Source organism: Pseudonocardia sp. D17 (genome assembly GCF_036984265.1).
Classification (GTDB): domain Bacteria; phylum Actinomycetota; class Actinomycetes; order Mycobacteriales; family Pseudonocardiaceae; genus Pseudonocardia; species Pseudonocardia benzenivorans.
In genome coordinates this window covers 49,267-75,439 of sequence record NZ_BPRG01000141.1, presented here as the reverse complement: position 1 = coordinate 75,439, position 26,173 = coordinate 49,267, and the positions used below count along the sequence as shown (strand labels likewise).

Here is a 26,173-nt window from a genome sequence, read left to right as displayed (position 1 = left end):
GTTGCGCGAAAGGGCCGTTCGTGCGGAATCGGCGCGCCTCCCCCCGGACCGCTCACGCCCCCGCCCCCGACAGCGACGACAGCGCGGCGAGCACCGTCTCCGGGCGGGGATCGGGCAGCGAGCCCGCCACCCGGCCGTCGCGCAGCAGCACGACGCCGTCGGCGAACGACGCCGCGACCGGGTCGTGGGTGACCATCACGACCGAGCGCCCGAGCTCGCGCACCGACGTCCGCAGCAGATCGAGCAGCTCGTGGCCGGCGGCGGTGTCGAGGTTGCCGGTCGGCTCGTCGGCGAAGACGATCTCGGGCCTGCCGAGCAGCGCCCGCGCGACGGCGACGCGCTGCTGCTGGCCGCCCGAGAGCTCCGACGGGCGATGGTCGAGCCGGTCGCCGAGACCGAGCAGGTCGATCAGGCCCGCCCGCCACATCGGGTCGGGCCGGCGGCCGGCCAGCCGCGCGGGCAGGTCGATGTTCTGCGCGGCGGTGAGCTGCGGCAGCAGGTTGAACGACTGGAACACGAACCCGAGCCGGTCGCGACGCACCGCGGTGAGCTGTGCGTCGGAGAGGCTGCCGAGGTCGGTCGCGCCCAGCAGGACGCGCCCCGACGACGCGGTGTCCAGCCCGGCGAGGCAGTGCAGCAGTGTCGACTTGCCGGACCCCGACGGTCCCATGACCGCGGTGAACATCCCTTCCGGAATCCGCAGCGACACCCCGTCGAGCGCGCGCACGGCCGACCCCCCGCGGCCGTGCACCTTGACGAGGTCGACGGTCTCGGCGCAGGACGGTGCGGTCACCGCGGCCCGCCCGCGAGCGTCTCCAGCAGGGGCAGCGCGGCCATCAGGACGATCACCGCGAGCCCCAGGGCCCAGGCGGCCGTCTCCAGCCAGATCGAAGGCGTCATGCCGCGACGATCTCCCCGACGGACCCGGCCCCGCCTCGGCCGCGGGACCGATCTCGGGCGGGGCGGCTCGTACTTTCGGCCGAGGGCACCTGCTCGGCGGTCCCGCCTAGGCTGATCGGCGTGATCGCGGGGACCGCAGGCGCCGGGCGGCTGCGCGCGTTGCGCTGGGCCGGCCTGGCCGTCGAGATCGCGGGCTACCTGGTCTGGCTCGCCGTCGACTGCCTCGCGCTGGTCGGGATCGGCGTCCCCCGCGGCCTCGCGACGCCGCTCACGGGCGCGTGCGTCGCGGTGGTCGTCCTGCTGCGCAGGCGTCCGGGCGTCGACGTCCGACACGTCGCGACCATCGCGTTCGCGGTGTCCGCGATCGCGACGCTGGCGGGCTGGCTCGTGCACGTGCCGTCGATGTCGTTCGCCGAGCAACTCGCGCTGGCCGTCGTGACGATCGCGGCGCTGCGGCACGCCGACGACCGCACCGCCGTGCTCCTGGTGCTCGCGGCGGGCGTCGTCATCGTCGCGTCGCCGTACCTGCGCGCCGACATCGGGCTGACGCGCACCGGCTACACGATCCTGTCGGCACTCGGCTGGGGCGGCACGGTCGCGATCGGCCTGGTGCTGCGCGAGGCGGGATCGCGCCGGGCGTCGCTGCTGGAGCGCGCGCGGGCCGACGAACGCCTCGTGCTGGCCCGCGAGCTGCACGATGTCGTCGCCCACCAGGTGACGGGGATCGTCGTCGCCGCGCAGGCGGCTCGCGTGGTCGTCCCGGCGGACCCGGACGTCGCGCGGTCGTTGGCCGCGATCGAGTCCGCGGGGGCCGACGCGCTCGCCGCGATGCGCGCCATGGTCGGCGTGCTGCGCGGCGGCGACGCGACCCGCGCGCCGGGCGCCGAGCTCGGCGGCATCCCGGAGATGGTGCGCCGCTTCGATCCCGACGGCACCCGCGTCCGGCTGCTCGCCGATCCGGGGTTCGAGCACGCGGTGCTGCCGGCGGGTGTCGCCGCGACCGGCTACCGCGTCGTGCAGGAGGCGCTGACCAACGTCCGACGGCACGCGCCCGCCGCGACGTCGGTCGAGGTGGAGGTCCGGCTGCGGGCCGAGGAGCTCGTCGTCGGCGTGCGCAACGACGGGGCCGGGGCCGGGTCCCCCGCCCGCGGCGCGACCGGCGGGTTCGGGCTGGCGGGCATGGCCGAGCGCGTCGGCGCGCTCGACGGCACGCTGCACGCGGGCCCGTGCGGGGCGGGCGTGTGGTCGGTGACGGCGCGGCTGCCGGTGCGTGCGCGATGAGCCCGGCCGGATCGGTGGCCCGATGACGAGCGTGCTCGTGGCCGACGACCAGGAGATGGTCCGGACCGGCTTCCGGCTGATCCTCGGCGCCGAGCCGGGCATCGAGGTCGTGGGCGAGGCGGGGACCGGCGCCGAGGCGGTCGAACGGGCGCGGCGGCTGCGGCCCGACGTCGTGCTGATGGACATCCGGATGCCCGAGCTCGACGGCCTGGAGGCCACCCGCGCGCTCACCGCCGACCCCGATCCGCCACGGATCGTCGTCGTCACGACGTTCGACCTCGACGAGTACGTCTACGGCGCGCTGCGGGCCGGGGCCTGCGGCTTCCTGCTCAAGGACGCGGGCCCGCGGCTGCTCGTCGAGGCGGTGCGGGCGGCCGCGGCGGGTGACGCGCTGGTCTCACCGTCGGTGACGGTCCGGCTGCTGCGGCACCTGACCACGCCCGCGCCGCGGCCCACGCTGCCGGAGCCGTTGTCCCCCAGGGAGATCGACGTCGTGCGGGCCGTCGCGCGGGGTCGCACCAACGCCGAGATCGCCGCCGACCTGTTCGTGTCGCTCTCGACGGTCAAGACCCACCTGACGAACGTCCAGGCGAAGCTCGGTGCGCGCAACCGGGTCGAGGTCGCGGCGTGGGCGTGGGAGCACGGCCTCGTGTCGTGACGGTCCCTCGTGAGTGGCTCGCCGGAGCCCTCGCAGGGTCAGGGACGCAGCTCCGTCGGCACCGCGACGACGTCGACCATCGCGCCGTTGCGCAGCACCGTCACCGGGAGCGGGACGCCGACGGCCTCGCCGAAGAGCTGCCGCTGGATCCCCTGCGCGTCCTCGACGGCGCGGCGCCCGACGTCGAGCACCAGGTCGCCGCGGCGCAGGCCCGCGGCCGCGGCCGGGCTGCCGTCGACGACCTCGACGAGGCGCAGTCCGTTGCGGCGCCCGTAGCGGTCGGCGACGGCCGCCGGCACCGGTGCCGGGGTGCCGACGACCCCGAGGTAGGCACGCCGGACCCGGCCGTCGGCACGCAGCGCGTCGACGATCCGCAACGTCGTCGCGTTCACCGGGACGGCGAGCCCCAGGCCCACCCCGGCCACGGCGGTGTTGATGCCGACGACCCGCGCCCGGTGGTCGGCGAGCGCGCCGCCGGAGTTGCCGGGGTTGAGCGCCGCGTCGGTCCGTATGACGTCCTCGACGACCCGGCCCGCCGCCCCGCTGCGCGTCGGCAGCGACCGGCCCAGTGCGCTGACGACGCCGGCGGTGACGGACCCGGCCAGCCCCAGCGGGTTCCCGACGGCGACGACGAGCTGCCCGACGACGAGGCCGTCGGCGTCGCCGAGGGTCGCGGGATCGGGGAGGTCGCCGGCGCGGGCCCGCAGCAGCGCGAGGTCGGAGAGCGGATCGGCGCCCGCGACGTCGAACTCGACCTGGCTGCCGTCGGCGAAGTCGGCCCGCCCGCGCCCGGAGGTCCCGACGACGTGGGCGTTGGTGAGCAGCTCGCCCGGCGCGACGACGACGGCCGAGCCGGAGCCCCGTCCCACACGCACGGCCGCGACCCGGTCGGTGAGCTCGGCGGCGACGGCGCTGACCGTCTCGGAGTAGGCGTCCATCGGACCACCCCCCTGTGCTTACAACGTTGCAACCTACGAACGTCGTAGTCGGGCGAGGTGTTCCGTCAGACCTCCTCGGCCTGCTGCGTCGCCGGATCCCAGGACAGGCCGGGCACGCCCCAGCCCGCGGCCTTCAGCATCTTCTTCGACGCCCGCAGGTGGCGGCCGGTGAGCCGCTCGACGTAGAGGTGCCCGTCGAGGTGGTCGACCTCGTGCTGGAAGCACCTGGCGAGGAAGCCGCGACCCTCGGCCTCGACCGGCTGCCCGTCGACGTCGACGCCCGTCACCCGCGCCCAGTCCGCCCGGCCGGTCGGGAACTGCTCGCCCGGGACGGACAGGCAGCCCTCCTCGTCCTCCTCGGGGTCGGGCATCGTCTCCGGGATCTCCGAGGTCTCCAGCACCGGGTTGACGACGACGCCGCGGGCCATCGTCTTCGTCACCTCGTCGGGGCAGTCGTAGACGAACACCCGGAGGTCGACGCCGATCTGGTTCGCCGCGAGCCCCACGCCGTGGGCGGCGGCCATCGTCTCGAACATGTCGTCGACGAGCTCACGCAGCGCATCGTCGAACTCCACGACCGGGCGGGTCGGGGCGTGCAGCACCGGGTCGCCGATGATGCGGATGGGGCGAACTGTCACGCCTGAAGACTAGTGTCGCGACGCGTGGGGGACGGGTCCGGGCGGCTCGTCCCCCCGGTCGGCTGATGCACGATTCATGCCTCGGTGTGGCGCGTCCCTGCCCGGTTCGTGTCGGACCCGCGTGGTTGAATCCTCCTCGGAATGACACGCGTGTCATTCCTCGTTCTGCCACCCAGCGCAGTGCTCGCCGACGCAGTGCTCGCCGAAGCACGGCTCGCCGAAGCATCGATGTGCTGTGACGCCCGAGGAGCGTGATGGAGTCCGCCACGGAACACGGGGTCCCGGACCCCGCAGCCGGCCCGGCCGACGAGCTCGACCGCCGGGAGCGCGAGATCCTCGCCTTCGAAGGGCAGTGGTGGAAGTACGCCGGTGCCAAGGAACAGGCCATCCGCGAGCTGTTCGACATGTCGGCCACCCGCTACTACCAGGTGCTCAACGCGCTGATCGACAAGCCCGAGGCGTTGGCGGCCGACCCGCTGCTCGTCCGGCGGCTCCGTCGGCTCCGCGCCAGCCGGCAGCGCACCCGTGCGGCGCGTCGGCTGGGAATCGAGCCCTGGTGACGCCATTGTGATCACGCGTCCGGTCACCGACCGGCTCCTGCGGACTCGGAGGTTGTCGTGACCACACCAGGATCGTCCGGTGGATCGCCGTTGCGGATCGGCGGCTTCGCGCTGATCGGCGTCGGCATCGTCGCCGGCGTGATCGGTCTGGCGACGACGGCGCTCAGCGGCGGGAACGGCTCCGGTGACAACGCCGCGGCACCGACCTCGGTCTCCGCGTCCGCCGTCCCGGGGTCGCCCGGCGCGGGCGCGACGCCGACCGACGGATCGGTCCCGGTGCCCTCGTTCGGCGCCACCGGCACCAACAACATCGGGGCTCCCGGCGCCCCGGGCACCCCCGGTGACGGCTCGGCGGGCGGCGCGGCAGGCGCGGGTGGTGCGGCCGGAGCAGGCGGGGCGGGCGGCGCGGGTGGTGTCGGCGGCGGGCTCGCCGAGGGCGGCATCAGCCCGGACAGCCTGAAGGCCCCGGTCCGCGTCTACAACAACAGCACGATCACCGGGCTCGCCTCCCGCGCGGCCGACGACTTCCGCAACTCGGGTTGGGAGGTCGACTCCGTCGCCAACTACCCGCAGGGCGTCATCCCGACCAGCACGGTCTACTACCGGCCCGGCACCAGCGAGCAGCAGGCGGCCGAGACGCTCGGCAAGCAGTTCGGGCTGCGGGTCGAGCAGCGGTTCCAGGGCCTCGACGAGGCCTCGCCCGGGCTGATCGTCATCGTCACCAACGACTACCAGCGCCGCTGAGGCACCACCCGACGTCCGCTCCCCGGACTTCAGCCACGACGGCCGGCCTCCCGCCGGCCGTCGTGGTGTGTGCGGGCCTCCCGGCTCAGGTGCCGACCCGGCGCGCCGCATAGGCCTCGAGCTCGGCCAGCAGCGACGGGTCGAGCGACGGGGGTACCACCTTGCGAGCCGCCGCGACGTGCGCCGCGGTGACGTGCGTGGCCTCCAGCGACTCCCGCATCGCGGTCAGTGCGGCCTCCCGCAGCACCGCGGCACAGTCGGCCGCGGAGTATCCGTCGAGCTCGGCGCCCAGCTCGTCGAGGTCGACGTCGTCGGCCAGCGGGGTGTTGCGACCCGCGGCGCGCAGGATCGCGGCCCTGGCCTCCGCGTCCGGCGGGGGCACGTAGACGAGCCGTTCGAGGCGCCCGGGCCGCAGCAGCGCGGGGTCGATCAGCTCCGGCCGGTTCGTGGCGCCGACGACGACCACCTCACGCAGCGGCTGGGCCCCGTCGAGCTCGGTGAGCAGGGCGGCGACGACCCGGTCGGCGACGCCCGAGTCGGTCGATCCGCCGCGGCGCGGGGCCAGCGCGTCGACCTCGTCGAGGAACACCAGCGCGGGTGCGGCGTCGGACGCCTTGCGGAACAGCTCGCGCACCGCGCGCTCCGACTCGCCGACGTACTTGTCCAACAGCTCGGCGCCCTTGACCGACAGGACGTTGAGCTGTCCGGTCCCGGCCAGCGCGCGCAGCAGGAACGTCTTGCCGCAGCCGGGCGGGCCGTAGAGCAGGACGCCGCGGGGGGCGTCGACGCCCAGCCGGGCGAACGAGTCGGGGTACTGCAGCGGCCACAGCACCGCCTCGGTGAGTGCCTGCTTGACCTCGGTCATGTCGCCGACGTCGTCGAGCCCGATGCCGCCGGTGTGCAGGGTCTCCGACGACGACATCGACACCGGCCGCACCGACGCCACCGCGTCGAGGAGGTCCTGCTGGGTGATCTGCGGTTCGGGGTCCTCGCCGGCGGTCGCCGGGTCGGCGGTGCCCGTCGTGGGCGCGTCGGGGTCGGCGGCCGCGGTCGGGGCCGACGCCGGCTCCGGCTCCCCGACGGCGCCGGCGGGGTCCGCGGGGGCGGTGGCCCGCAGCGCCGCCTGGATCGCGGCCTCCCGGCGGACCGCGAGCAGGTCGGCGACGACGAATCCCGGCGCCCGCTCCGCGACGGCGGCCAGGTCGATGTCGGCGGCCGTCGGCACGCCCGCGAACAGCCGCCGCAGCAGGTCGGTGCGGACCCGGGCGTCGGGCAGCGCGAGGCTCAGCTCCCGGTCGACGAGGTCCGGGGCCCGCAGCCGGGGGTCCACCCCCTCGGGCGCGGCCGTCGTCGCCACCAGCGCGACGCTGGGAGTGGCCACGGCTCCGCGCAGCGCGTCGAGCGTCAGCGTCGCGAGCGGCGGCGGGTCGGCGGCCGGGAGCAGGGCGTGCACCTCGCTGACCAGCAGGACGGTCGGCGTCCCGGACCGGGCCGCGGCGACCGCGGCACCGACCGCGTCGTGCACCCGCTGCGACGCGGCACCCGCCTCCAGCGCGGCCGCCGACGGCGCGTCGAGCGCGACGAACCCCGCCTCGACGGCCGCCGCCGCACTGCGCACGAGGGTCGCCTTCCCGACCCCCTCCGGCCCGACGACGAGCACCCCCAGGTGCGCGGCGCCGCCCAGGCGGGCGAGCAGCTCCGGGCGGCGGAACGTCAGCTCGAGCCATTCGACGAGCCGGCGCGCGGCGTCGACGTTGCCGACGAGCTCGTCGATCCCCAGCGCGGGCGTGGCGGCGGCCGGCGGGGCGGGCGCCGCGCCCGGTCCGGCGGGCACCGCTCCGGCGGGCGCCGGCACGGCGGTCAGCACGGTCGGGCGGGTGACCGTCGGCGGGTCGACCACCGGCGACGGGCCGGGCTCGCCGGTGGTCGCGCCGTCGCGCCAGCCGACGACGGTCGACGGCTGCACCACGACCGCGCCCACCGGCTCGGTGCGCACGACGGTGAGCAGCGCCGACGTCAGACCCGGGCCGATGATGTTGGCCAGGGTGCGGCGCGCGTGGGTGAGGTCGGCGCCCGGGGCCGGCTGCAGGTCCTGGGGCTGCAGGGACACGGCGTCGGCAGGGCTGACGATCTTGCCGGTGAGGGCGAGCCGGACCGCGGCGGGCGGGGCCGTGCGCACGAGCGGATCGGCGGAGTGCAGGACGACGCGCCGCGCCGGGACGACCTGCGCCGGCCGGACGACGACGGATCCGCCGTCGAGACCGGCGCAGTTGGACAGGGTCACGTCGTCGACAGTGATCTCGCCGTGCGGGCCGTCGGCGTCCGCGGCGGTGACCAGCGCGGTGGTGGTGCGGCCCCGCCCGGTGATCGCGACGGCCTGCCAGGTGCCGATGTCGAGCGCGTGCAGGACCTCGGGGTGGAGGCGGACGACCCCGCGCCGGGAGTACGTCCCGTAGGGAGCGAGCCGGGCGACGAGCGTGATCTCGGCGGGCACCCCCGCACGCTATCTGGTGCCCGCCGCGGGGGCCGCCCGGCCGCGACGGCCGACCGCGGCAGGACGGGTCAGCGCCGGCGCAGGCCGAGCCGGCGCCTGCTGCCCTTCGGGTACTGCGGCCCGGGCGGGGGCAGCGGGTGCGGCCTGCCGTTGCCGGTGGCGCCGCCGTCCTCGGACCCGATCAGCCGGACCCGGCGCGCGACGGCCGACGCACCGCCGGCGACCCGGCGGCGCAACGGCGGGCGCAGCCCGAGCCGGCGGGCCGAGCGCGCCGCGCGGGCGACGGCGCGGCGCTGCCGGACCGGCACGTTCCAGGCCTCGGGATGCCGCGCCAGCCAGCGGTGCCGGTGGATCGTGTACGGCAGGAGCAGCAGGTACCCGATCGCGACGACGGCGAGCCCGAGGAAGGGCGCGGTGAGCAGCACGGCCGCCGCGAGGCCGACGAGGACCAGCAGCGGCGCGATCAGCCGCGGCGGGACCCGGACGGTCTTGAGCGACAACGTGGGCAGCCTGCTCACCATCAGCCCCGCGGCGACCAGCGCCCACAGCGCGACCGTCAGGTGCGAGGACCACCAGCCGTCACCGAAGTGCAGCCACAGGTAGAGCGGGATGCCCGCGACGAGCGCGGCCGCGGGCGCGGGGACGCCGACGAAGAACTCCTTGGCGTACGGCGGCTGGTCCTCGTCGTCGAGCAACGTGTTGAACCGGGCCAGCCGCAGCGCCATGCAGACGGCGAAGACCAGCGCGACGATCCAGCCGAACCGGTTGCCCTGCAGCCCCCAGATGTAGATGACCAGGGCGGGCGCCACGCCGAAGGACACGAGGTCCGACAGCGAGTCCAGCTCCGCGCCGATCTTGCTGCTCGCGTCGAGCAGGCGGGCGAGGCCGCCGTCGAGTGCGTCGCACAGCGCGGCGGCACCGACGGCCGCGACGCACAGCTCGAAGCGGCCGATCAGCGCGAACTGCACGCCCGAGAGACCCGCGCACAACGCCAGGACGGTGACGGCGTTGGGCAGCAGCCGGATGCCGGCGCTGTAGCCGGGGACCGTTCTCATCGGTCCGCGGCCGGCAGCTCGGCCAGTACCGTCTCGCCCCCGATCGTGCGCTGGCCGGGCTCGACGAGGACGCGCGAGCCGGCGGGCAGGTACGTGTCGACGCGCGAGCCGAAGCGGATGAGGCCGAACGTCTCGCCCGCGGCCACCTCGTCGCCCTGCGCCACCTCGCAGACGATGCGACGGGCGAGCAGGCCCGCGATCTGCAGCACGCCGACCCGGTGCCCGTCCGTGGCCTCGAACAGGACGGCGTTGCGCTCGTTGTCCTCGCTGGCCTTGTCGAGGTCTGCGGACAGGAACACGCCGGGCCGGTACTCGACGGCGACGACCCGGCCGTCGACGGGCACGCGCTGGACGTGCACGTCGAGCACGGAGAGGAAGACGCTCACCCGCGGCACGGGCCCGGCGGGCAGCCCCAGCTCGGCGGGCGGCTCGACCTCCGCGACGGTCGCGACCGTGCCGTCGGCCGGCGCGACGACGACGCCCGTGCGGGCGGGCCGGACGCGGCGGGGCTCGCGGAAGAACGCGGCGGTGGCGGCGGTGGCGGCGAGGCCGACAACGGTGCCGCGCCCGGTGAGCAGCCTGACCAGCGCGGCCCCGGCGGCGACACCGGCGACGATCGGCCGGCCCCCCGGGTGCATGGGCGGCACTGCGGCGCGGACCAGCTCCGCGACGTGCCCGATCGAGGTTCCGGACTGGGGCCCGGCGGACTGGGCGGACATGGGGTGGTCGGCTCCTGAGGCGGCAACCGCGGCCCGGCCGGGCGGCCTGCCGCTCGATGGCCGCCACGGTAGTCCAGGGCGATGACCGCAAAGGGCCGGGGCCGTCATCCCCCGAGACGACGACCCCGGCCGTGGAACCGCTCGTCCGCTCCCCAGCGACGGGCGGTAGGTCCGTTGCGTTGAAAGGCGGTTACCCGCCCCGTACCGAAAGTATCCAGAGCAATCGGCCCATCGTCCAGATCAGCAGGTCCAGAACCCTGCGAAGTGCACCGATCGGCCGAACGCTCACCTGTTAAGACGCTCCTGGGCGCCCGCTTGTTGCACTCTCCCCCTGTGATGTAGGTCACATTTCACGCGCAGACCGTGCGGAGCCGACCGTCGACCCTTCGCCGGACGGGTGAGCGGGCCGGATGAGCGGGCCGGGCGAGCGGGCCGTCAGGCCTCGAGCAGCCAGACCTCGACCGCCACGCCCTTGTCCACCGCCGAGACGCCCTCCGGGACGACGATCAGGCAGTCGGCCAGCGCGAGCGAGGCCAGCAGGTGCGAGGCCGGGGCGCCGACCTCGGCGACCGTGCCGTCGGACGCGTCGAGCACGCCGCGCCGGAACTGCCGCTTGTCCGGCGGCGACACCAGCGCCTCGGCCAGCGCGGCCGAGACCACCGGACGCAGCGGGTGCGGGTGCCCCATCGCGGCCCGCAGCGCCGGCCGCACGAACACCTCGAACGACACCAGCGAGCTCACCGGGTTGCCCGGCAGCGTGACGACGGCGGGCCCGTCACCGTCGAGCCGGCCCGCGCCCTGCGGACCGCCCGGCTGCATCGCGACCCGGACGAACTCGACGCCGCGGTCGCGCAGCGCGTCCTTGACGACCTCGTACGCGCCCGCGCTCACCCCGCCCGAGGTCAGGATCAGGTCGACGTCGCCCGCCTTCTCCGCGAGGAGCGAGGCGAACACCTCGACGTCGTCGGGAACGAAGCGCAACAGCTCGGCCTCGCCGCCCGCCTCTCGGACGGCCGCGGCCAGCATCGGCCCGTTCGACTCGTAGATCTGGCCCGGTGCGAGCGGGGCCCCCGGCTCGACGAGCTCCGACCCGGTCGAGAGCACCAGCACCCGCGGCGGCCTGCGGACGGCGACGGTCGGCAGCCCGATCGCGGCCAGCAGCCCCACCTGTGGCGGGCCGAGCACGGTCCCGGCGGTGAGCACGGTCGTCCCCGGTCGTACGTCCTCGCCCGCGCGCCGCACGTGCGTGCCGGCGGCCGGGCCCCTGCGGACGGCCACCTGCTCGACGCCGCCGTCGGTCAGCTCCACCTGGACGACGGCGTCGGCGCCCGCGGGCATGGGCGCGCCGGTCATGATCCGGTGGGCGGTACCGGGCTGCAGCGTCGGGACGTCGGTGCGGCCGGCGGGGATGTCCTCGGCCACCGGCAGCGCCACCGGCGCGTCCTCGGACGCCGCGGCGACCTCGGCCGCGCGGACCGCGTAGCCGTCCATCGCGGAGTTGTCGAAGGGGGGCAGCGCCACCGTCGCGACCACGTCGGCGGCCAGCACCCGGCCCAGCGCCTGCGACAGCGGCACCTCCACCACGGGGGCGGGGGGCACCAACGACGCCACGACGGCGCGGTGCTCGTCGACGGTGCGCGGGCCGCCGGGCGCGGGAGCGTGCTCGGGAGGGGTCACGCCCACACATCCTGCCCGACCCGCGCGCGGAGCCGCGAAAGGACGCTTCCACCCGGCGGTTCCTGGGGTAGCGTCGAACCCGTTCGTACGCAACAACAGGAGGTGCCGTGGCTCAGGGCACGGTCAAGTGGTTCAACTCGGAGAAGGGCTACGGCTTCATCGCCACCGACGGCGGGCCGGACGTCTTCGTCCACTACTCGGCGATCCAGGCGGACGGGTTCCGCACGCTCGACGAGGGTGACCGGGTGGAGTTCGAGACGACGGCAGGCCGCGACGGCCGCAGCCAGGCCGAGGCGGTCCGCCGCATCTGAGCCGGGTGAGGGGCGTCCGGGCTCGGGTCCCGACGCCCGTCGCGACGTCGTTCACCACGGGGCCGGGCTCCGCCGGTCGCGGTCGCCCGGCCCCGCACACGCTCCGAGAGGGCGCACCGCCACGCGCCCGGGCCTCGGTTGCACTCGCAATGGCCGAGTGCTAAAAACGGCCTTGGCACTCCGGCACGCCGAGTGCCAGTCAGGTCGGTGAGACCGGCGCAGGGTTGCCGGTCGTCCGTCGCGGGCACCGCCCCGACACGAGGTCATCCCAATCGGAGGGCAACACCCCCATGGCGAAGCAGATCGCGTTCGACGAGGAGGCGCGCCGCGGGCTCGAGCGCGGCATGAACACCCTCGCCGACGCCGTCAAGGTGACGCTCGGCCCGCGTGGCCGCAACGTCGTCCTGGAGAAGAAGTGGGGCGCGCCCACCATCACCAACGATGGTGTGTCGATCGCCAAGGAGATCGAGCTCGAGGACCCGTGGGAGAAGATCGGGGCCGAGCTCGTCAAGGAAGTTGCGAAGAAGACCGACGACATCGCGGGTGACGGCACCACCACCGCCACCGTGCTGGCGCAGGCGCTGGTCCGCGAGGGTCTGCGCAACGTCGCCGCCGGTGCGAACCCGATGGCGCTCAAGCGTGGCATCGAGAAGGCCGTCGAGGCCGTCTCCCAGCAGCTGCTGAAGGCTGCCAAGGAGGTCGAGACCAAGGACCAGATCGCCGCCACCGCGTCGATCTCGGCCGCCGACGCCTCGATCGGCGAGCTCATCGCCGAGGCGATGGACAAGGTCGGCAAGGAAGGCGTCATCACCGTCGAGGAGTCGCAGACCTTCGGGCTCGAGCTCGAGCTCACCGAGGGCATGCGCTTCGACAAGGGCTACATCTCGCCCTACTTCGTGACCGACGCCGAGCGCATGGAGGCCGAGCTCGAGGACCCGTACATCCTCCTCGTCTCGTCCAAGATCTCGACGGTCAAGGACCTGCTCCCGCTGCTGGAGAAGGTCATGCAGTCGGGCAAGCCGCTCGCGATCATCGCCGAGGACGTCGAGGGTGAGGCCCTGGCCACCCTGGTCGTCAACAAGATCCGCGGCACCTTCAAGTCGGTCGCCGTCAAGGCCCCGGGCTTCGGCGACCGCCGCGAGGCGATGCTGACCGACATGGCCATCCTCACCGGTGGCGAGGTCATCTCGGAGAAGGTCGGCCTCAAGCTGGAGAACGCCGACCTGTCGCTGCTGGGCTCGGCGCGCAAGGTCGTCGTCACCAAGGACGAGACCACCATCGTCGACGGTTCGGGCGACGCCGACCAGATCGCGGGCCGGGTCAACCAGATCCGCTCCGAGATCGAGCGCACCGACTCCGACTACGACCGCGAGAAGCTCCAGGAGCGCCTCGCGAAGCTGGCCGGCGGTGTCGCGGTCATCAAGGCGGGCGCGGCCACCGAGGTCGAGCTCAAGGAGCGCAAGCACCGCATCGAGGACGCCGTCCGCAACGCGAAGGCGGCCGTCGAGGAGGGCATCGTCGCCGGCGGCGGCGTCGCCCTGATCCAGGCCGGTGCCGGCCTGTTCGAGGGCCTCGGTCTCGACGGTGACGAGGCCACCGGCGCGAACATCGTCAAGGTCGCGCTGGAGGCTCCGCTCAAGCAGATCGCCGTCAACGCCGGCCTCGAGGGTGGCGTCGTCGCGGAGAAGGTGCGCGGGCTTCCGGCCGGCGAGGGCCTCGACGCGGCCACCGGCGAGTACAAGGACCTGGTCAAGGCCGGCATCATCGACCCGGCCAAGGTCACCCGCTCGGCGCTGCAGAACGCCGCGTCGATCGCGGCGCTGTTCCTCACCACCGAGGCCGTCATCGCCGACAAGCCGGAGAAGAACGCGGCCCCGGCGGCCGACCCGACCGGTGGCATGGGGGGCATGGACTTCTGAGCGACGCTCGCGGAGCGAAACACCAGCTCCGGGTCCTGCTCCACAGCACCACAGCACGTCCTGTCAGGGGCGGCACCCTTCCCGGGTGCCGCCCCTGCGGCGTTCCCGGGGCCCTCGTCGCGCCTCGCCGCGGCTCCGCCGCTCACGAGTGCGTGTCCACCAGGCGCTGTGCCCGGGCGCGGATCGCCTCCCGCAGCTCGGGCGGGCCGAGCGCCTCGGCGTCGACGGCCAGCGACCAGACGACGCGTGCGGCGTGCGTCAGGTCGCCGAAGCCCACGTCGACGACGAGCCACTCCCCCTGCTGCTCCACGTCGGTGACCCCGGCCGTCGCGACGCGCACGACCTCCGCGCGTCGCGACGAACGGATCCGTAGCCGCGCCCGCATCCCGGTGTGCGAGGCCAGGAACTCGGCGCGCCGGCGCTGCCACAGCGCCTCGAGGTCGACACCTGCCGGGCGGGCGGCGGGCTCGGCCAGCTCCTCGGCCTCGGTGATCCGGGAGAGGCGGTAGGTGCGGTCGGCGCCGTCGTGCAGGGCGAGCAGGTACCAGCGGCCCGCGGCGCTGACCAGCCCGAGCGGGTCGACGGTCCGCCAGGTCGGCGGCCGGCCACGGCTCGGGTAGCGGATCCGCAACCGGTGCCCGGAGAGCACCGCGCGCTGGACGGCCTCGGGATGCCGGTCGGGTTCGGGCTCGCCGATCAGCCCGCCGCGGCGGACGAGGACCCGGTCGGCCGCGTCGGTCGCCCGGGAACGCGCCCCGTCCGGCATCGCGGCGACCAGCTTGGCCATGGCCGAGGTGAACGCCGGGCCCATCCCGAGCGCCTCCGACGTGACGCGGGAGCGTGACGTCAGCAAGGCGACGGCCTCGTCGTGGGTCAGGCCCGTCAGATCGGTGGTGAAGCCCGGCAGCAGGGCGAACCCCCCGTCGCGGCCGCGCTCGGCGTAGACGGGGACGCCCGCCGCGGACAGCGCCTCGACGTCGCGCAGGACGGTGCGCGTCGACACCTCCAGCTCCCTGGCCAGCGCCGACGCCGTCATCCGGCCGCGGTGGCGCAGCAGCAGGACGAGCGAGAGCAACCGGTCCGCACGCACCCGGGAACTCTGTCACGAAATCACGACACAGGATGTCATGTTTGCCGACGACAGTACCGCCCATGACGACCTCCACCCCGCAACAGACCGATCCGCGCCCCCTCTACCGCGACGCCCTCGGCTGGGTCCGCGGCCTCGTCGACGCGGTGCCCGCCGACCGCTACGGCGACCCCACCCCGTGCACCGACTTCGACGTCCGGACCCTGGTCGCACACCTGGCCGCGACGGTCGGCCGGGTGTACGCCGTCTCGATCGGCGAGTCCGCGCTGTCGCGGCCCGCGCTCATCGAAGGCATCCCGGACGAGGACCTCGCCGCGACGTTCGGGCGCGCCGTCGACGACCTCGACCCGCTGTGGGACAACGACGAGCTGCTCGACTCGACGGTCACGGTGCCGTGGGGCGAGGTTCCCGGCCGCGGGGCGGTGTGGGGCTACCTCAACGAGGCGCTGGTCCACGGCTGGGACCTCGCCGTTGCCACCGGCCAGGACGCGGAGGCCGACCCGGCGCTCGCCGAGGCCACGTTCGCGGTGATCGTCAGGTTCCTGCCGGCGCAGCCGCGCGGCGGACCCGTGCCGTTCGGGCAGGTCGTGGAGCCGGCTGCCGACGCAGGTCCCACCGAGCGGCTCGCGAACTGGGCGGGCAGGCGCCGGTAGCCACCCGCCGCTCAGCCGACCTCGGCGCGCACCTCGACCGTCTCGTCCGGACATCTCCGGGCGATGACGACGAGCCGCCTACCGGACATTCGACATCTTCACCGCAACTCGGGCCGTCGCGTGGTGCCGCGTCGACATCGGACGGTGGGCGCTGGCACGATCCGGGCCGTGGTGACACCGCGACGGACGCGCGTCGAGGCGATGGGCGAGAAGGCCTCCGTCACGCCGCTCGAGCTGTTCTTCGACCTGGTCTTCGTCTTCGCCCTCACCCGGGTCACCGACTGGATGGCCGACGACCCGTCCGTCGAGTCGCTGGTGCGCGGCGCACTGATCCTCACCGTCCTGTGGTGGACGTGGGTGGGCTACGCATGGCTCGGCAACGTGGCGAAGGCCGACGAGGGCATCCTCCGCGTCGGCATGTTCGTGGCGACGGCGGGCGTCTTCGTCGGCGCGATCACGATCCCCGAGGCGTTCGACGACCTGCCCGGCGGCCTGTACGGGCCCGTCGTGTTCGCGGTCTGCTACTTCGTCGTCCGGGCGGTGCACATCGCCCTGTTCTGGGTCGTCGCGCGCGAGGACCCGATGCTGCGCAGACAGGTCGCGCGGTTCCTGCCGTCGATGCTCGCGGGCACGATCCTGCTGCTCGTCGCGTCCGAGACCGAGGGTTGGGTGCAGACCCTGCTGTGGGTCGCGGCGCTGCTGGGCGACTACCTCGGCACCGTGCTGTCCGGTACCGACTGGCGGCTCGCGTCGGCGAGCCACTTCGCCGAGCGGCACGGGCTGATCATCATCGTCGCGCTCGGCGAGTCGGTCGTGTCGATCGGCATCGGCGTGGCTGCACTGCCGATCAGCTGGCCGATCATCATCGCGTCGGCACTGGGCCTGACGGTCGTCGCCGCACTGTGGTGGGCCTACTTCGACGTGACCTCGCTGCTCGCCGAACACGAGCTGGCGAGCGCCGTGGGCGAGCGCCAGATCCGGCTGGCCCGCGGGTGCTACTCGTTCCTGCACCTGCCGATGGTCATCGGCATCATCATGCTGTCGCTCGGGCTCAAGAAGGTGCTGCTCTACGTCGGGGGCGGCGAGGAGCACTCGCTGTCCGACCCCATCTACGGGGTGCCGCTCGCCGCGCTCTACGGCGGGACCGCGCTCTACCTGCTCGCCCACGTGTGGTTCAAGTGGTACGCGATGCACGAGCTGAGCAGGGCGCGCATCGCCGTCGCCGTCGTCCTGCTCGCGGTGACGCCGTTGGTGGCCTCGATCCCCGCCCTCGCGACGTTGGCCGTGCTCGCCGTCGTGCTCGTCGCGATGGTGGGCTGGGAGACCCACCGCTACGCCGAGCTGCGCCATCACGTGCGGCACGGCGACCACCCGTCCGGTTCCCGCGGCGACGGCGGCCATCCGCCCGCCGGGCACGACGGCCACCCGGCCACCTGAGGCGGCCGGGCGGGCGGCGGCCCGGGTCAGTCCTCCTCGGGCGCGAGGACCCAGGCCGCGACGTAGAGCACCGCGCCGGCGCCCGCGCCGAGGATCGTCAGCGCGACGAGGCCGATCCGCAACAGCGCGGGGTCGATGCCGAGCTGGGCGGCCACGCCGCCGCAGACGCCGCCGAGCATCCGGTCACTACGGCTGCGGACGAGGCGGAACCCGGGTCGGGGTGGGGTCTCGGCGCCGCCGGCCGGGTCGACGGGATCGGTGACGACGGTCGTCGCCGAGAAGTCGGCGGCGTTCGTGGCGCTGGAGGCGTTGGTGTCGGTGTCCATGCCACGAGAGTCGTCCGTCCGGCGGCCCGGAACCTCCGGGACGACCCGGATTCGGACCCCGACGACGTCCCGGACCTGGCCGGGGTCACCCCCGCCGTGACGACGGCCCGATCCGCGGCCTGCGTCCGCGCACCGGGCGGCGCTGCTGGGGAAGGTGCGGCGCCGGCCGCTCGGTACCGGCGGGCGGCACCTGATCCCCGGGCGTCGGATCATCCGCGGGCATCGCATCCCCGGGCGTGGGGGCGGCGGGAGCCGGGTCCGCGGCAGCCGGCCGCTTCGGCACCGGCGGGCGGTCCTGCCCGATCCGCTCCTCGCGCAGCCGCAGGAAGCGCGCGAAGCCGAACGCGATGACCAGCCCCGCGACCAGCCACCCGCCGATGCCCACGAGTACCCACGCCAGAGTAGAGATCGCCATCACCTGCCCGGAATGACGATATACCGGGTGTGCCCGACTTACCCCACACCGTGAGCCGATGGGGGACCCCTGAGCGAGGGACATCTCCGCAGGTCACCGACGGAGCGTCACCACAGCGTCACCCTCTGTCGGACCGGTGCGCCTCACCGCCCTGGGCGTCGGCCGGGGCGTCCCCGACGGGCGCGTCGTCGGCCGGGTCGCCGAGCAGGCTGCCCGAGGCCCGAGCGGGCCGGGGTGCGTCGCGCGGCACCTGGGCGTCGCGGGCCCGGACCATCCGCCCCACGACGACCGCGACGACGACCGAGACGGCGACCCACGCCGCCATCCCGATCAGCACCCACCCGAACACGGGAACCGGACCCACCTCCGCCTGTCGTCGCGGTCGAGTGTGCCCGCATTCGGACCCGCGGTCGACGCGACGACCCCGGCCATGCCTCGATCGGGGGGAGGAACCGAGCCGGTCAGTCGACCTCGGGCAACGCCGGGCCGAGCAGGTCGTCGGCGTCGACGATCCGGTAGGCGTAGCCCTGCTCGGCGAGGAACCGCTGCCTGTGGGCGGCGTAGTCGGTGTCGAGGGTGTCGCGCGAGACCACCGAGTAGAAGTGCGCCTGCCGGCCGTCGCCCTTGGGCCGCAGCAGCCGCCCGAGCCGCTGCGCCTCCTCCTGGCGCGAGCCGAACGTCCCCGACACCTGGATCGCGACGGTCGCCTCCGGCAGGTCGATCGAGAAGTTCGCCACCTTGCTGACGACGAGCCGCTTGACCTCCCCCGCGCGGAACGCGTCGAACAGCGCCTCGCGCTCCTTGTTCTTCGTCGACCCCTGGATGACAGGGCAGTTCAGGGCCTCGCCGAGATCGTCGAGCTGGTCGAGGTAGGCACCGATCACCAGCGTCGGCTCGTCGGGGTGCCGGTCGAGGATCGCCTTGACGACGGGCAGCTTCGTCCGCGCCGTCGAGGCCATCCGGTAGCGCTCCTCCGCGTCCGCGGTGGCGTAGCCGAGGCGCTCGGCGTCGGTCAGCGTCACCCGGACCTCGATGCACTCGGCGGGCGCGATCCAGCCCTGGGCCTCGATGTCGCGCCAGGGGGCGTCGTAGCGCTTGGGGCCGATGAGGGAGAAGACGTCGCCCTCGCGCCCGTCCTCGCGCACGAGCGTGGCGGTGAGGCCGAGGCGACGGCGCGACTGCAGGTCGGCCGTCATCCGGAAGACGGGGGCGGGCAGCAGGTGCACCTCGTCGTAGATGACCAGTCCCCAGTCGCGCGAGTCGAACAGCTCGAGGTGGCGGTACTCGCCCTTCGTCCGGCGGGTGATGACCTGGTAGGTCGCGATCGTGACCGGCCGGATCTCCTTGCGCTCGCCGGAGTACTCCCCGATCTCGTCCTCGGTCAGGCTCGTCCGCGCGATGAGCTCACGCTTCCACTGCCGGCCGGAGACGGTGTTGGTGACGAGGATCAGCGTCGTGGCCTTCGCCTGGGCCATCGCCGCCGCACCGACCAGCGTCTTGCCCGCGCCGCACGGCAGCACGACGACACCCGACCCGCCCTGCCAGAAGCCGTCGACGGCCTCCTGCTGGTAGGAGCGCAGGTGCCAGCCGTCCTGCGCCAGCGCGATCTCGTGGGCCTCGCCGTCGACGTAGCCGGCGAGGTCCTCGGCGGGCCACCCGATCTTGAGCAGGGCCTGCTTGAGGGGCCCGCGCTCGGACGGGTGCACGACGACCGTGTCGTCGTCGATGCGCGCGCCGAGCATCGGCGCGATCTTCTTCTGCCGGAGGACCTCCTCCAGCACCGCGCGGTCCAGCGCCGTCATGACCAGGCCGTGGACCGGCGACTGCGACAGCTGCAGCCGTCCGTAGCGGCCCATCGTGTCGACGACGTCGACCAGCAGGGGCTGAGGCACCGCGTAACGCGAGTAGCGGACGAGGGCGTCGACGACCTGCTCCGCGTCGTGCCCCGCGGCCCGGGCGTTCCACAACGCCAACGGGGTCACCCGGTAGGTGTGCACGTGCTCGGGCGCGCGCTCCAGCTCGGCGAAGGGCGCGATCGCCGATCGGGCGTCGCCCGCCGCCGGGTGGTCGACCTCCAGCAGGAGGGTCTTGTCGGACTGGACGATGAGTGGGCCGTCGGGCACCGAGAGTCCTTTCGCACGCACAAGATGAGCCGGGCGGGCCTGCGACGTCGACGAACGGCGACAATCGGTCACTCCATGTGACCGGCGTCGATCGAGCGGCGGACGGGGAAAGCGGGCACCGACCTCGCGATATACTCCGCTGGCTCCGAAAGAGCAGACGTAAGCCGACGCGATCGTACCTATTCGGCGCCACAGCGGGCGTCCCCCGACACCCGCGTGTCGGGGTCGCGCAGGTCACGTGGTCCAGACGGTCTCCCCCGTCCGGATGACCCACCAGAGAAGGCTCGACGGATCGACACGATGCTCCCCGTAGTCGCACGACGTCCCGGTTCCGGCATGCGCCGTCCACCCACCGCGGCGGACGCACAGCTCGGCTCTGTCCTCCGTCGACCACGCAACCTCTGTCGGGGGTCCGTGTCACCCTCGGACGGCTCGAACCACGTCTCGACGCAGACCGGCAGCAGGGAGTTCTCGACGTGACCACCACCGAGCGTGGCCCATCGCGGTCCGAACGGTTGAACCCACGCAACTGGAGCCTGTCGATCAAGCTCCTGATCGTCGGTCTGGTGCCCACCCTGCTGGCGCTCGGTCTCGGCGCGCTGCGCATCTCCGACCAGGCCGACGTGGCCGCCGGCCTGGGCCGGAGCAACGAGCTGCTGGCGGTCCGCGACCAGGTCGACGCGGCGGCCACCGCCATGCGCGCCGAGCGCGACGTCACCGTCCGCTTCGTGGCTGCGAACCGCACCGGCGACAGGGCCGCGGTCGACGCCGCGGCCGCGACCACCGACGCCCAGCTGGCCAAGGCCGTCCAGGCCCTGCGCAGCACGGCCGACGACGACACCGGCGTCAGCCCCCGGTCGCTCGACGGCACCGAGGGGGCCCTGCAGGACCTGCGGCGCGACACCACGGGCACGGCACTGCCGACCGAGGGTGTCCTCAACCGCTACGGCGACGTCATCCAGCAGGTCGACGTCGTCGACCGGACGATCCTGCGCCAGGTCGCGACGCCCGACGTCGCCGGCCTCACCGACGCGCTGACCGCGACCAACACCGCCGCCGAGCAGCTCGCGGTGCAGCACACCGTCGTCGCCGCGGCGATCGCCGCCGGCAAGGTCACCGAGTCCGACCTGACGACGGTCAACGCCACCGAGAGCGCCTACAACTCGGCGTACAACTCCTACCGGCTGGCGCTCACCCCCGAGCAGCTGCAGCAGTTCGGGACGTTCGGCACCGACCCCGCGAACACGGCCCGCAACCAGCTCCAGGCCGGGATCCTGCAGACGGCCCCGGGCAGGGCGCTGCCGACCGATCCCGCCGCGTGGGACGCCGCCTACACCTCGGTCGACGACGTGCTGCAGAAGTCGACGCAGGCCGTCGGCACGCAGCTCAAGCAGGACACCACGGCGGCCCAGGAGGCGGCCAGCAACCAGGCGGGCATCAACTCCGTCATCCTGATGCTCGGCCTGCTGCTCGGCATCGCGATCATCGTCCTGCTGGCGCGGTCGCTGCTGAAGTCGCTGCGGCTGCTGCGCTCCAGCGCGCTCGACGTCGCGGAGCGGCAGCTGCCGGAGGCCGTCGAGAGCCTGCGCACCGGCGAGTCGCCCAACGCCAACGTCGAGCCGGTCCCGATCGACAGCCGCGACGAGGTCGGCCAGGTGGCCCGCGCGTTCGACGCCGTGCACGGCCAGGCCGTCCGCCTCGCCGCCGACCAGGCGGCGCTGCAGGCCAACGTCAACAGCATGTTCGTCAACCTCTCCCGGCGCAGCCAGGCCCTCGTCGAACGGCAGCTGCAGCTCATCGAGCAGCTGGAGAACAACGAGCAGGACCCCGACCAGCTGTCCAACCTCTTCCAGCTCGACCACCTCGCGACCCGTATGCGGCGCAACAGCGAGAACCTGCTGGTCCTGGCGGGTACCGAGCTGAGCAAGCGCAACATCGCGCCCGTCCCGGTGGTCGACGTCCTGCGGGCGGCGGTCTCGGAGGTCGAGCAGTACCAGCGGATCGTCGTGCAGTCGCCGCCGACGGCCACGGTCGTCGGCCGCGCCGCGAACGACCTCGTCCACCTGCTGGCCGAGCTGCTCGACAACGCGACGAACTTCTCCCCGCCCGACTCACAGGTGGTGCTGAGCAGCACGCGCACGGCCGACGGCTCGATCCTCGTCGAGATCGCCGACCGCGGCGTCGGCATGGCCGAGCACGAGCTCACCGACGCCAACGAGCGCCTCAGCGGTCCCGCGCAGGTCGACGTCTCGGCGTCGCGGCGCATGGGCCTGTTCGTGGTCGGCCGGCTGGCGGCGCGGCACGGGATCGGCGTGCGACTCGGCGGGTCCGGCGCCGGCGGCCTGACGGCGTCGGTCGCGGTGCCCGCCTACCTGATCCCCGGTGCCGGTGGCGCCGGCTCGACGCAGAGCGGCGTCGGCGCCCTCCCGCCCGTCCCGTCGCAGCAGGGCGGCAACGGCGCGCCGCTCCCCGTCCTGCCCCAGCAGCTCACCCCCAACGGGCACGTCGTGCCCACCGGTTCGCTCGCCGACCTGGTCGTCGGCACCGACGGGACGACGATCCCGCCGCTGGAGACCGTCGACGGCGCGGCCAACGGCGCCGGCCCGGCGCATCGCACCAACGGCTCCTCCGCGCTCCCGTCGCGGCGGCCGGGCGCGAACCTGCTGACCGGGTCGCGCACCAACGGCCGCTCGCCCGGCGAGATGTTCGTGCCGAGCGAGCCCGCGGACGACGACGAGGAGTCCGGGCCCGAGGGCTGGGCGCTCGCCGGACCGGCGCCCGGCGCCCCGAGCGTCGTGCCCGAGCCCGCGCCCGAGCCGTCCTCCGGTCCCGACCCGGCGACCGGCTGGGCGCTGGCGGGCCCGGTCGTGCCCGAGGAGGAGCTGCGGGCCGCACACGGCTACGCGACCGCACCCGACACGGCGCCCGACGTACGCGAGTCGGCAGCCGACGCGCGCCCCTCGGGTCGTGGGTCGCGGACCCGCGGTGCGGCCGCCGCCGCCCTCGGCGGTGCCGCCGCCGCCATGGCGGCCCGGCGTCGTGCCCGCTCGGGTGAGCCGCTCGAGGCGCCCGGTGCCGGGGCCGACGAGTCCGCTCACGCCGACGACGAGACCACCGCTGCCCGCGCGGCCGCCGCCTCGACGCAGGCACTGCCCCTGCGGCCGCGGCTGCCGGAACCCTCGCCCGCCCCGCAGAGCACCGAGGCGCCCGAGATCCGGATCGTCGGTCAGCGCTCCGATGCGCCGCCGCTCCCGCGCCGGGTCCGCCGTCCGATCGGGCCGGTGGCCTCCGAGGTCGTGCCGGTCGTGCCGACCGACATGAACGACGCCCCCGACGCCGCCGAGGCCCCCGGCGCCCCCGACTCGGGCGATGCCTCCGACGCGTCCCGCGAGGGGCAGGGCACGCCGACGACCGGTGCGACGGAAGCGGCGGCCACGACGTCCGACGCCGCCGCGACGGTCGCCGCCGACACCGCGGAGCAGGCCGAGGCCCGGGCGGACACGGACAGCAGCCGTCCGGCCACCTCCACCGAGGGCGCGGACCGACCCACCGAGGCCACGCCCGGCGGAGCCCTGCCGCGTCGCCGGCCGGGGATCGGGGAGGCGCTCGCCGCCGGCCTCGCCGGCGCCGCCGAGCCGGGTCGTCCCGCCGACCGCGCCGAGGAGACGGGCGAGGGCTCCGCCTCCGGGACCCGTACGTCCGACGAGCGCACGGCCACCCCGGCGGAGTCCGCGGCCGCCCGGACCGCGGCGGCCCCCGATGAGCCGGAGACCGACCGGGCGCACGCCGACGAGACGAGCACCGGCGAGCCTCGTGTCGGCGCGACCGGCGCCCAGGACGCGACGGACGCCACGGAGAAGGCCCCCGAGGAGAACGCGGCCGAGGAACAGGCCACGTCTCCTGGTGCCACGGCTCAGGGCGGGACGACCGCGGCCACGCGCGACGCCGGTGCACCCCGGCCCGCCTCCGACGCGAGCCCGGCCCTTCCGGTGCGCCCACGACCCGCTCCCGAGGCCGCGCGTCCGGGATCGTCGGTCGACGGACCGGGCCCCTCGCTGCTCCCGAGGCGGATCCCCGGCGCCGGGAACTTCGCCCGCCCCGCCGAGCAGCCCGGGTCCCGGGAGTCCGGCACCCGGCAGCCGATCGCGGAGACGCCGGTCGAGCAGGGCACGTCGGCGCCGGCCGGCGCCGGGCAGGAGCGCCCCTCGCCGTCGCGCCCTGCGGCGTCCCAGCCCCCTGCTCAGCCGTCGGTGGCCCGCCCGCCGTCCGCGTTGCCGCCTGCGCCGCACCAGCCGGCGGAACCCGCCGCGCGTCAGGCTCCCGGGGCGCCCGCGGACGCCCGGACCACGGGTGGGGCGGCGAGCGACCAGCCGCGCGAGACGCCTCGCCCGGCGGCCGCCACCGGTAGCCAGGCGGATGGCCCGACCTCCGGTGACCCGGCCGCGGGTGGTCCCGCATCGGGCGGCACGACCGGCACGCCGAACGTGGGTACCGCCGCTGCCGTCGCCGGCGCTGCTGCCGCTGCCGCGGCGGCCGCCCGCAGCGACGCAGCGGTCTCGCCCGACGACCGGTCCGCCGACCGGCCCTCCGGCACCCGACCGGCCGGTGCCCAGCCCGCGGCCCAGACACCGACAGCCCAGACACCGCCGGCCCGGAGCCCCGGGGACGAGGCACCGGCAGGACAGGCACCGGCAGGACAGGCACCGGCCACCGGCCCGGCCACGGCCGACCGCCCGGGGTCCCCGGCGCCCGCCGCCGCGCACGCCCCGACCGGACCCGGTGCCGGCCAGCAGCAGCCGGGCGGCGGCCAGCAGCAGCCAGTCGTCACGCACCGCGGCCCGCAGCAGACCGGCCCGCAGCAGACCGGCACCGGGGAGCAGTCCGGCACCGGTCAGCAGCGGACCCCGGCCACCCCGCCGGCCCCCGGCGGCACCGGACAGCCCGGCGGCGTCGCGGGTGCACCACGCCCGGCGCGGCCCGTCCCGCCGCCCTACGGCCGACCGTCGCCCCGTCCGGTACCCCCGGCACCCGCGGCGGCCGAGCAGGCCGACGACGGGTTCTCGACGCCGATCTTCGCCGAGATCGCGTCGGCATGGTTCCGCTCGAACCGGCCGGTCCCGATCACCTGGGCCGACGAAGCCCCGCAGGACGGCGCCGCCGCTCCGACGGGCCTCCCGTTCGACGCGGACCCGCTGCAGTCCGGGCCGCCGCCCGTCACCCCCGCCCGGCCGCCGAACGGTCGGCCCGGCACCGGGACGAGCCCCAACGGCGGCAACGGGTTCGGCGACGTCTTCGCCCCGGCGGGGGACACGCCCGCCGGCCCGAACGGGTCCGGGGGCACCGCGCAGGGCCCGGGTGGGCTGCCACAGCGCACCCCGGAGGGCGCGCCCGCGGGCACCGGCGCCCAGGACGAGTTCGCCAGCACCGCCGACGCCGGCTGGCAGGCCGCGGAACGCAACGCCGAGACCTCCGCCGGGGAGTTCACGGCCGCGGGTCTGCCCAAGCGGCGACCCCGGGCGCGGCTCGTACCGGGCAGTGCAGCAGGATCCGCCGTGCTTGCGTCGTCGACGTCGGAGCCTGCCGGAGACGGCGGGAGCCGGACGGCAGAGGCGGTTCGCGGCCGGCTGGCGAGCTATCAGAGAGGTATTCGGCAGGGCCGGGAGAACCGGCTCCGCCGAGAGCGTGAACTCGCCGAAGGCAGGATGGCGAGGAGCACCGAGCCGCGGCCCGCGGGGGCGGGCACACAGGACGAGGAGACCAGGTGACCGCACCACAGACGCAGCCGAGCCGATTCGGATGGCTGGTGACGAACTTCGCCGAGCGCGTGCCCGGCGTCGCGCACGCGATCGTCGTGTCTGCCGACGGGCTGTTGCTGACGTCGTCGGACCGGCTGCCGCGCGACCGGGCCGACCAGCTCGCCGCCGTGTCGTCGGGGCTCGTGAGCCTCACGCAGGGCGCGGCGCGCTGCTTCGACGCCGGTGGCGTGGTGCAGACCGTCGTGGAGATGGACCGCGGGATCGTGCTGCTCATGTCGATCAGCGACGGCTCGTGCCTGTCGGTGCTCGCGTCGCCGACCTGCGACATCGGGCTCATCGGCTACGAGATGACGCTGCTCGTCGACCGCGTCGGCCAGCTGCTCACCCCGGAGCTGCGCGCCGAGCTGCAGGGCTCGTTCGGGCCCTGACCCGACCGCACCAGGTAGGAGCGAGACGACCATGGCCCCCCGTCCGACGTC

General features: G+C 74.9%; 22 protein-coding genes. 10 read left to right on the top strand and 12 right to left on the bottom strand.

Annotation, left to right across the window (positions count from 1 at the left end):
- Positions 1-52: 52 nt before the first annotated feature.
- On the bottom strand, positions 53-793 hold the full coding sequence (locus PSD17_RS21940; protein ID WP_339124357.1) for an ABC transporter ATP-binding protein: 741 nt from the start codon (positions 791-793) through the stop codon (positions 53-55).
- A gap of 227 nt (positions 794-1,020) precedes the next feature.
- On the opposite strand from PSD17_RS21940, the gene PSD17_RS21935 reads away from it, so the two are divergent.
- On the top strand, positions 1,021-2,181 hold the full coding sequence (locus PSD17_RS21935; protein WP_013677731.1) for a sensor histidine kinase: 1,161 nt from the start codon (positions 1,021-1,023) through the stop codon (positions 2,179-2,181).
- A 22-nt stretch (positions 2,182-2,203) separates the two neighbouring features.
- The gene (locus PSD17_RS21930; RefSeq protein ID WP_013677732.1) at positions 2,204-2,839 is read left to right on the top strand and encodes a response regulator; all 636 of its coding nucleotides are present in this window, start codon (positions 2,204-2,206) and stop codon (positions 2,837-2,839) included.
- A 38-nt stretch (positions 2,840-2,877) separates the two neighbouring features.
- On the opposite strand, the gene PSD17_RS21925 is transcribed toward PSD17_RS21930, so the two are convergent.
- Together PSD17_RS21925 and PSD17_RS21920 are read right to left on the bottom strand one after the other, a co-directional pair.
- Positions 2,878-3,777, bottom strand: coding sequence for a S1C family serine protease (locus PSD17_RS21925; RefSeq protein WP_339124356.1), 900 nt, complete (start codon positions 3,775-3,777; stop codon positions 2,878-2,880).
- Between the two features lie 65 nt (positions 3,778-3,842).
- Positions 3,843-4,415: a peptide deformylase gene (locus PSD17_RS21920; RefSeq protein WP_013677734.1), complete on the bottom strand. Its 573-nt coding sequence runs from the start codon at positions 4,413-4,415 to the stop codon at positions 3,843-3,845.
- Positions 4,416-4,669: 254 nt separating this feature from the next.
- Between PSD17_RS21920 and PSD17_RS21915 the strand changes: the two genes are divergently transcribed.
- Positions 4,670-4,975, top strand: a complete 306-nt coding sequence (locus tag PSD17_RS21915) for a DUF3263 domain-containing protein (RefSeq protein WP_013677735.1) — start codon at positions 4,670-4,672, stop codon at positions 4,973-4,975.
- A 57-nt stretch (positions 4,976-5,032) separates the two neighbouring features.
- Complete coding sequence (locus PSD17_RS21910; RefSeq protein ID WP_132975798.1) at positions 5,033-5,719, top strand: LytR C-terminal domain-containing protein; 687 nt, start codon at positions 5,033-5,035, stop codon at positions 5,717-5,719.
- Positions 5,720-5,804: 85 nt separating this feature from the next.
- Here PSD17_RS21910 and PSD17_RS21905 read toward each other — a convergent pair whose 3' ends face one another.
- From PSD17_RS21905 to moeA, 4 genes are all read right to left on the bottom strand, one after another.
- On the bottom strand, positions 5,805-8,213 hold the full coding sequence (locus PSD17_RS21905) for an AAA family ATPase (RefSeq protein WP_339124355.1): 2,409 nt from the start codon (positions 8,211-8,213) through the stop codon (positions 5,805-5,807).
- Between the two features lie 68 nt (positions 8,214-8,281).
- Positions 8,282-9,268, bottom strand: a complete 987-nt coding sequence (locus PSD17_RS21900; RefSeq protein WP_013677738.1) for a CDP-alcohol phosphatidyltransferase family protein — start codon at positions 9,266-9,268, stop codon at positions 8,282-8,284.
- Entirely contained in the window at positions 9,265-9,987 is a 723-nt protein-coding gene (locus tag PSD17_RS21895) for a phosphatidylserine decarboxylase (protein WP_013677739.1), read from the bottom strand. The genes PSD17_RS21900 and PSD17_RS21895 overlap by 4 nt, the downstream gene beginning before the upstream one ends.
- Positions 9,988-10,422: 435 nt before the next feature.
- On the bottom strand, positions 10,423-11,664 hold the full coding sequence (gene moeA / locus PSD17_RS21890) for a molybdopterin molybdotransferase MoeA (RefSeq protein WP_339124352.1): 1,242 nt from the start codon (positions 11,662-11,664) through the stop codon (positions 10,423-10,425).
- A 107-nt stretch (positions 11,665-11,771) separates the two neighbouring features.
- Here moeA and PSD17_RS21885 point away from each other — a divergent pair, with 107 nt between their 5' ends.
- Entirely contained in the window at positions 11,772-11,975 is a 204-nt protein-coding gene (locus PSD17_RS21885) for a cold-shock protein (protein WP_013677741.1), read from the top strand.
- A gap of 290 nt (positions 11,976-12,265) precedes the next feature.
- Complete coding sequence (gene groL / locus PSD17_RS21880; RefSeq protein ID WP_013677742.1) at positions 12,266-13,894, top strand: chaperonin GroEL; 1,629 nt, start codon at positions 12,266-12,268, stop codon at positions 13,892-13,894.
- Between the two features lie 142 nt (positions 13,895-14,036).
- On the opposite strand, the gene PSD17_RS21875 is transcribed toward groL, so the two are convergent.
- Positions 14,037-14,984, bottom strand: coding sequence for a helix-turn-helix transcriptional regulator (locus PSD17_RS21875; protein WP_339124349.1), 948 nt, complete (start codon positions 14,982-14,984; stop codon positions 14,037-14,039).
- A 62-nt stretch (positions 14,985-15,046) separates the two neighbouring features.
- Between PSD17_RS21875 and PSD17_RS21870 the strand changes: the two genes are divergently transcribed.
- Both PSD17_RS21870 and PSD17_RS21865 read left to right on the top strand, forming a co-directional pair.
- Positions 15,047-15,637, top strand: coding sequence for a TIGR03086 family metal-binding protein (locus PSD17_RS21870; protein WP_013677744.1), 591 nt, complete (start codon positions 15,047-15,049; stop codon positions 15,635-15,637).
- Positions 15,638-15,805: 168 nt separating this feature from the next.
- Positions 15,806-17,074 (top strand): low temperature requirement protein A, encoded by a 1,269-nt coding sequence (locus PSD17_RS21865; RefSeq protein ID WP_199796779.1) that lies wholly within the window; start codon positions 15,806-15,808, stop codon positions 17,072-17,074.
- Positions 17,075-17,100: 26 nt separating this feature from the next.
- Here the strand turns inward: PSD17_RS21865 and PSD17_RS21860 are convergent, their stop codons facing one another.
- The 4 genes from PSD17_RS21860 to PSD17_RS21845 all read right to left on the bottom strand — a co-directional run bounded on the left by PSD17_RS21860 (position 17,101) and on the right by PSD17_RS21845 (position 19,938).
- A complete protein-coding gene (locus tag PSD17_RS21860; protein WP_339124346.1) occupies positions 17,101-17,400 on the bottom strand; it encodes a PspC domain-containing protein in 300 nt (99 codons plus the stop codon).
- An 85-nt stretch (positions 17,401-17,485) separates the two neighbouring features.
- On the bottom strand, positions 17,486-17,815 hold the full coding sequence (locus PSD17_RS21855; RefSeq protein WP_339124345.1) for a hypothetical protein: 330 nt from the start codon (positions 17,813-17,815) through the stop codon (positions 17,486-17,488).
- 118 nt (positions 17,816-17,933) lie between these two features.
- Positions 17,934-18,179, bottom strand: a complete 246-nt coding sequence (locus tag PSD17_RS21850) for a hypothetical protein (RefSeq protein ID WP_339124343.1) — start codon at positions 18,177-18,179, stop codon at positions 17,934-17,936.
- Positions 18,180-18,276: 97 nt separating this feature from the next.
- Positions 18,277-19,938: a DNA repair helicase XPB gene (locus PSD17_RS21845; RefSeq protein ID WP_339124342.1), complete on the bottom strand. Its 1,662-nt coding sequence runs from the start codon at positions 19,936-19,938 to the stop codon at positions 18,277-18,279.
- Positions 19,939-20,414: 476 nt separating this feature from the next.
- On the opposite strand from PSD17_RS21845, the gene PSD17_RS21840 reads away from it, so the two are divergent.
- Both PSD17_RS21840 and PSD17_RS21835 read left to right on the top strand, forming a co-directional pair.
- Entirely contained in the window at positions 20,415-25,703 is a 5,289-nt protein-coding gene (locus PSD17_RS21840; RefSeq protein ID WP_339124340.1) for a nitrate- and nitrite sensing domain-containing protein, read from the top strand.
- Positions 25,700-26,122, top strand: coding sequence for a roadblock/LC7 domain-containing protein (locus tag PSD17_RS21835; RefSeq protein ID WP_013677751.1), 423 nt, complete (start codon positions 25,700-25,702; stop codon positions 26,120-26,122). The genes PSD17_RS21840 and PSD17_RS21835 overlap by 4 nt, the downstream gene beginning before the upstream one ends.
- Positions 26,123-26,173: the final 51 nt, after the last annotated feature.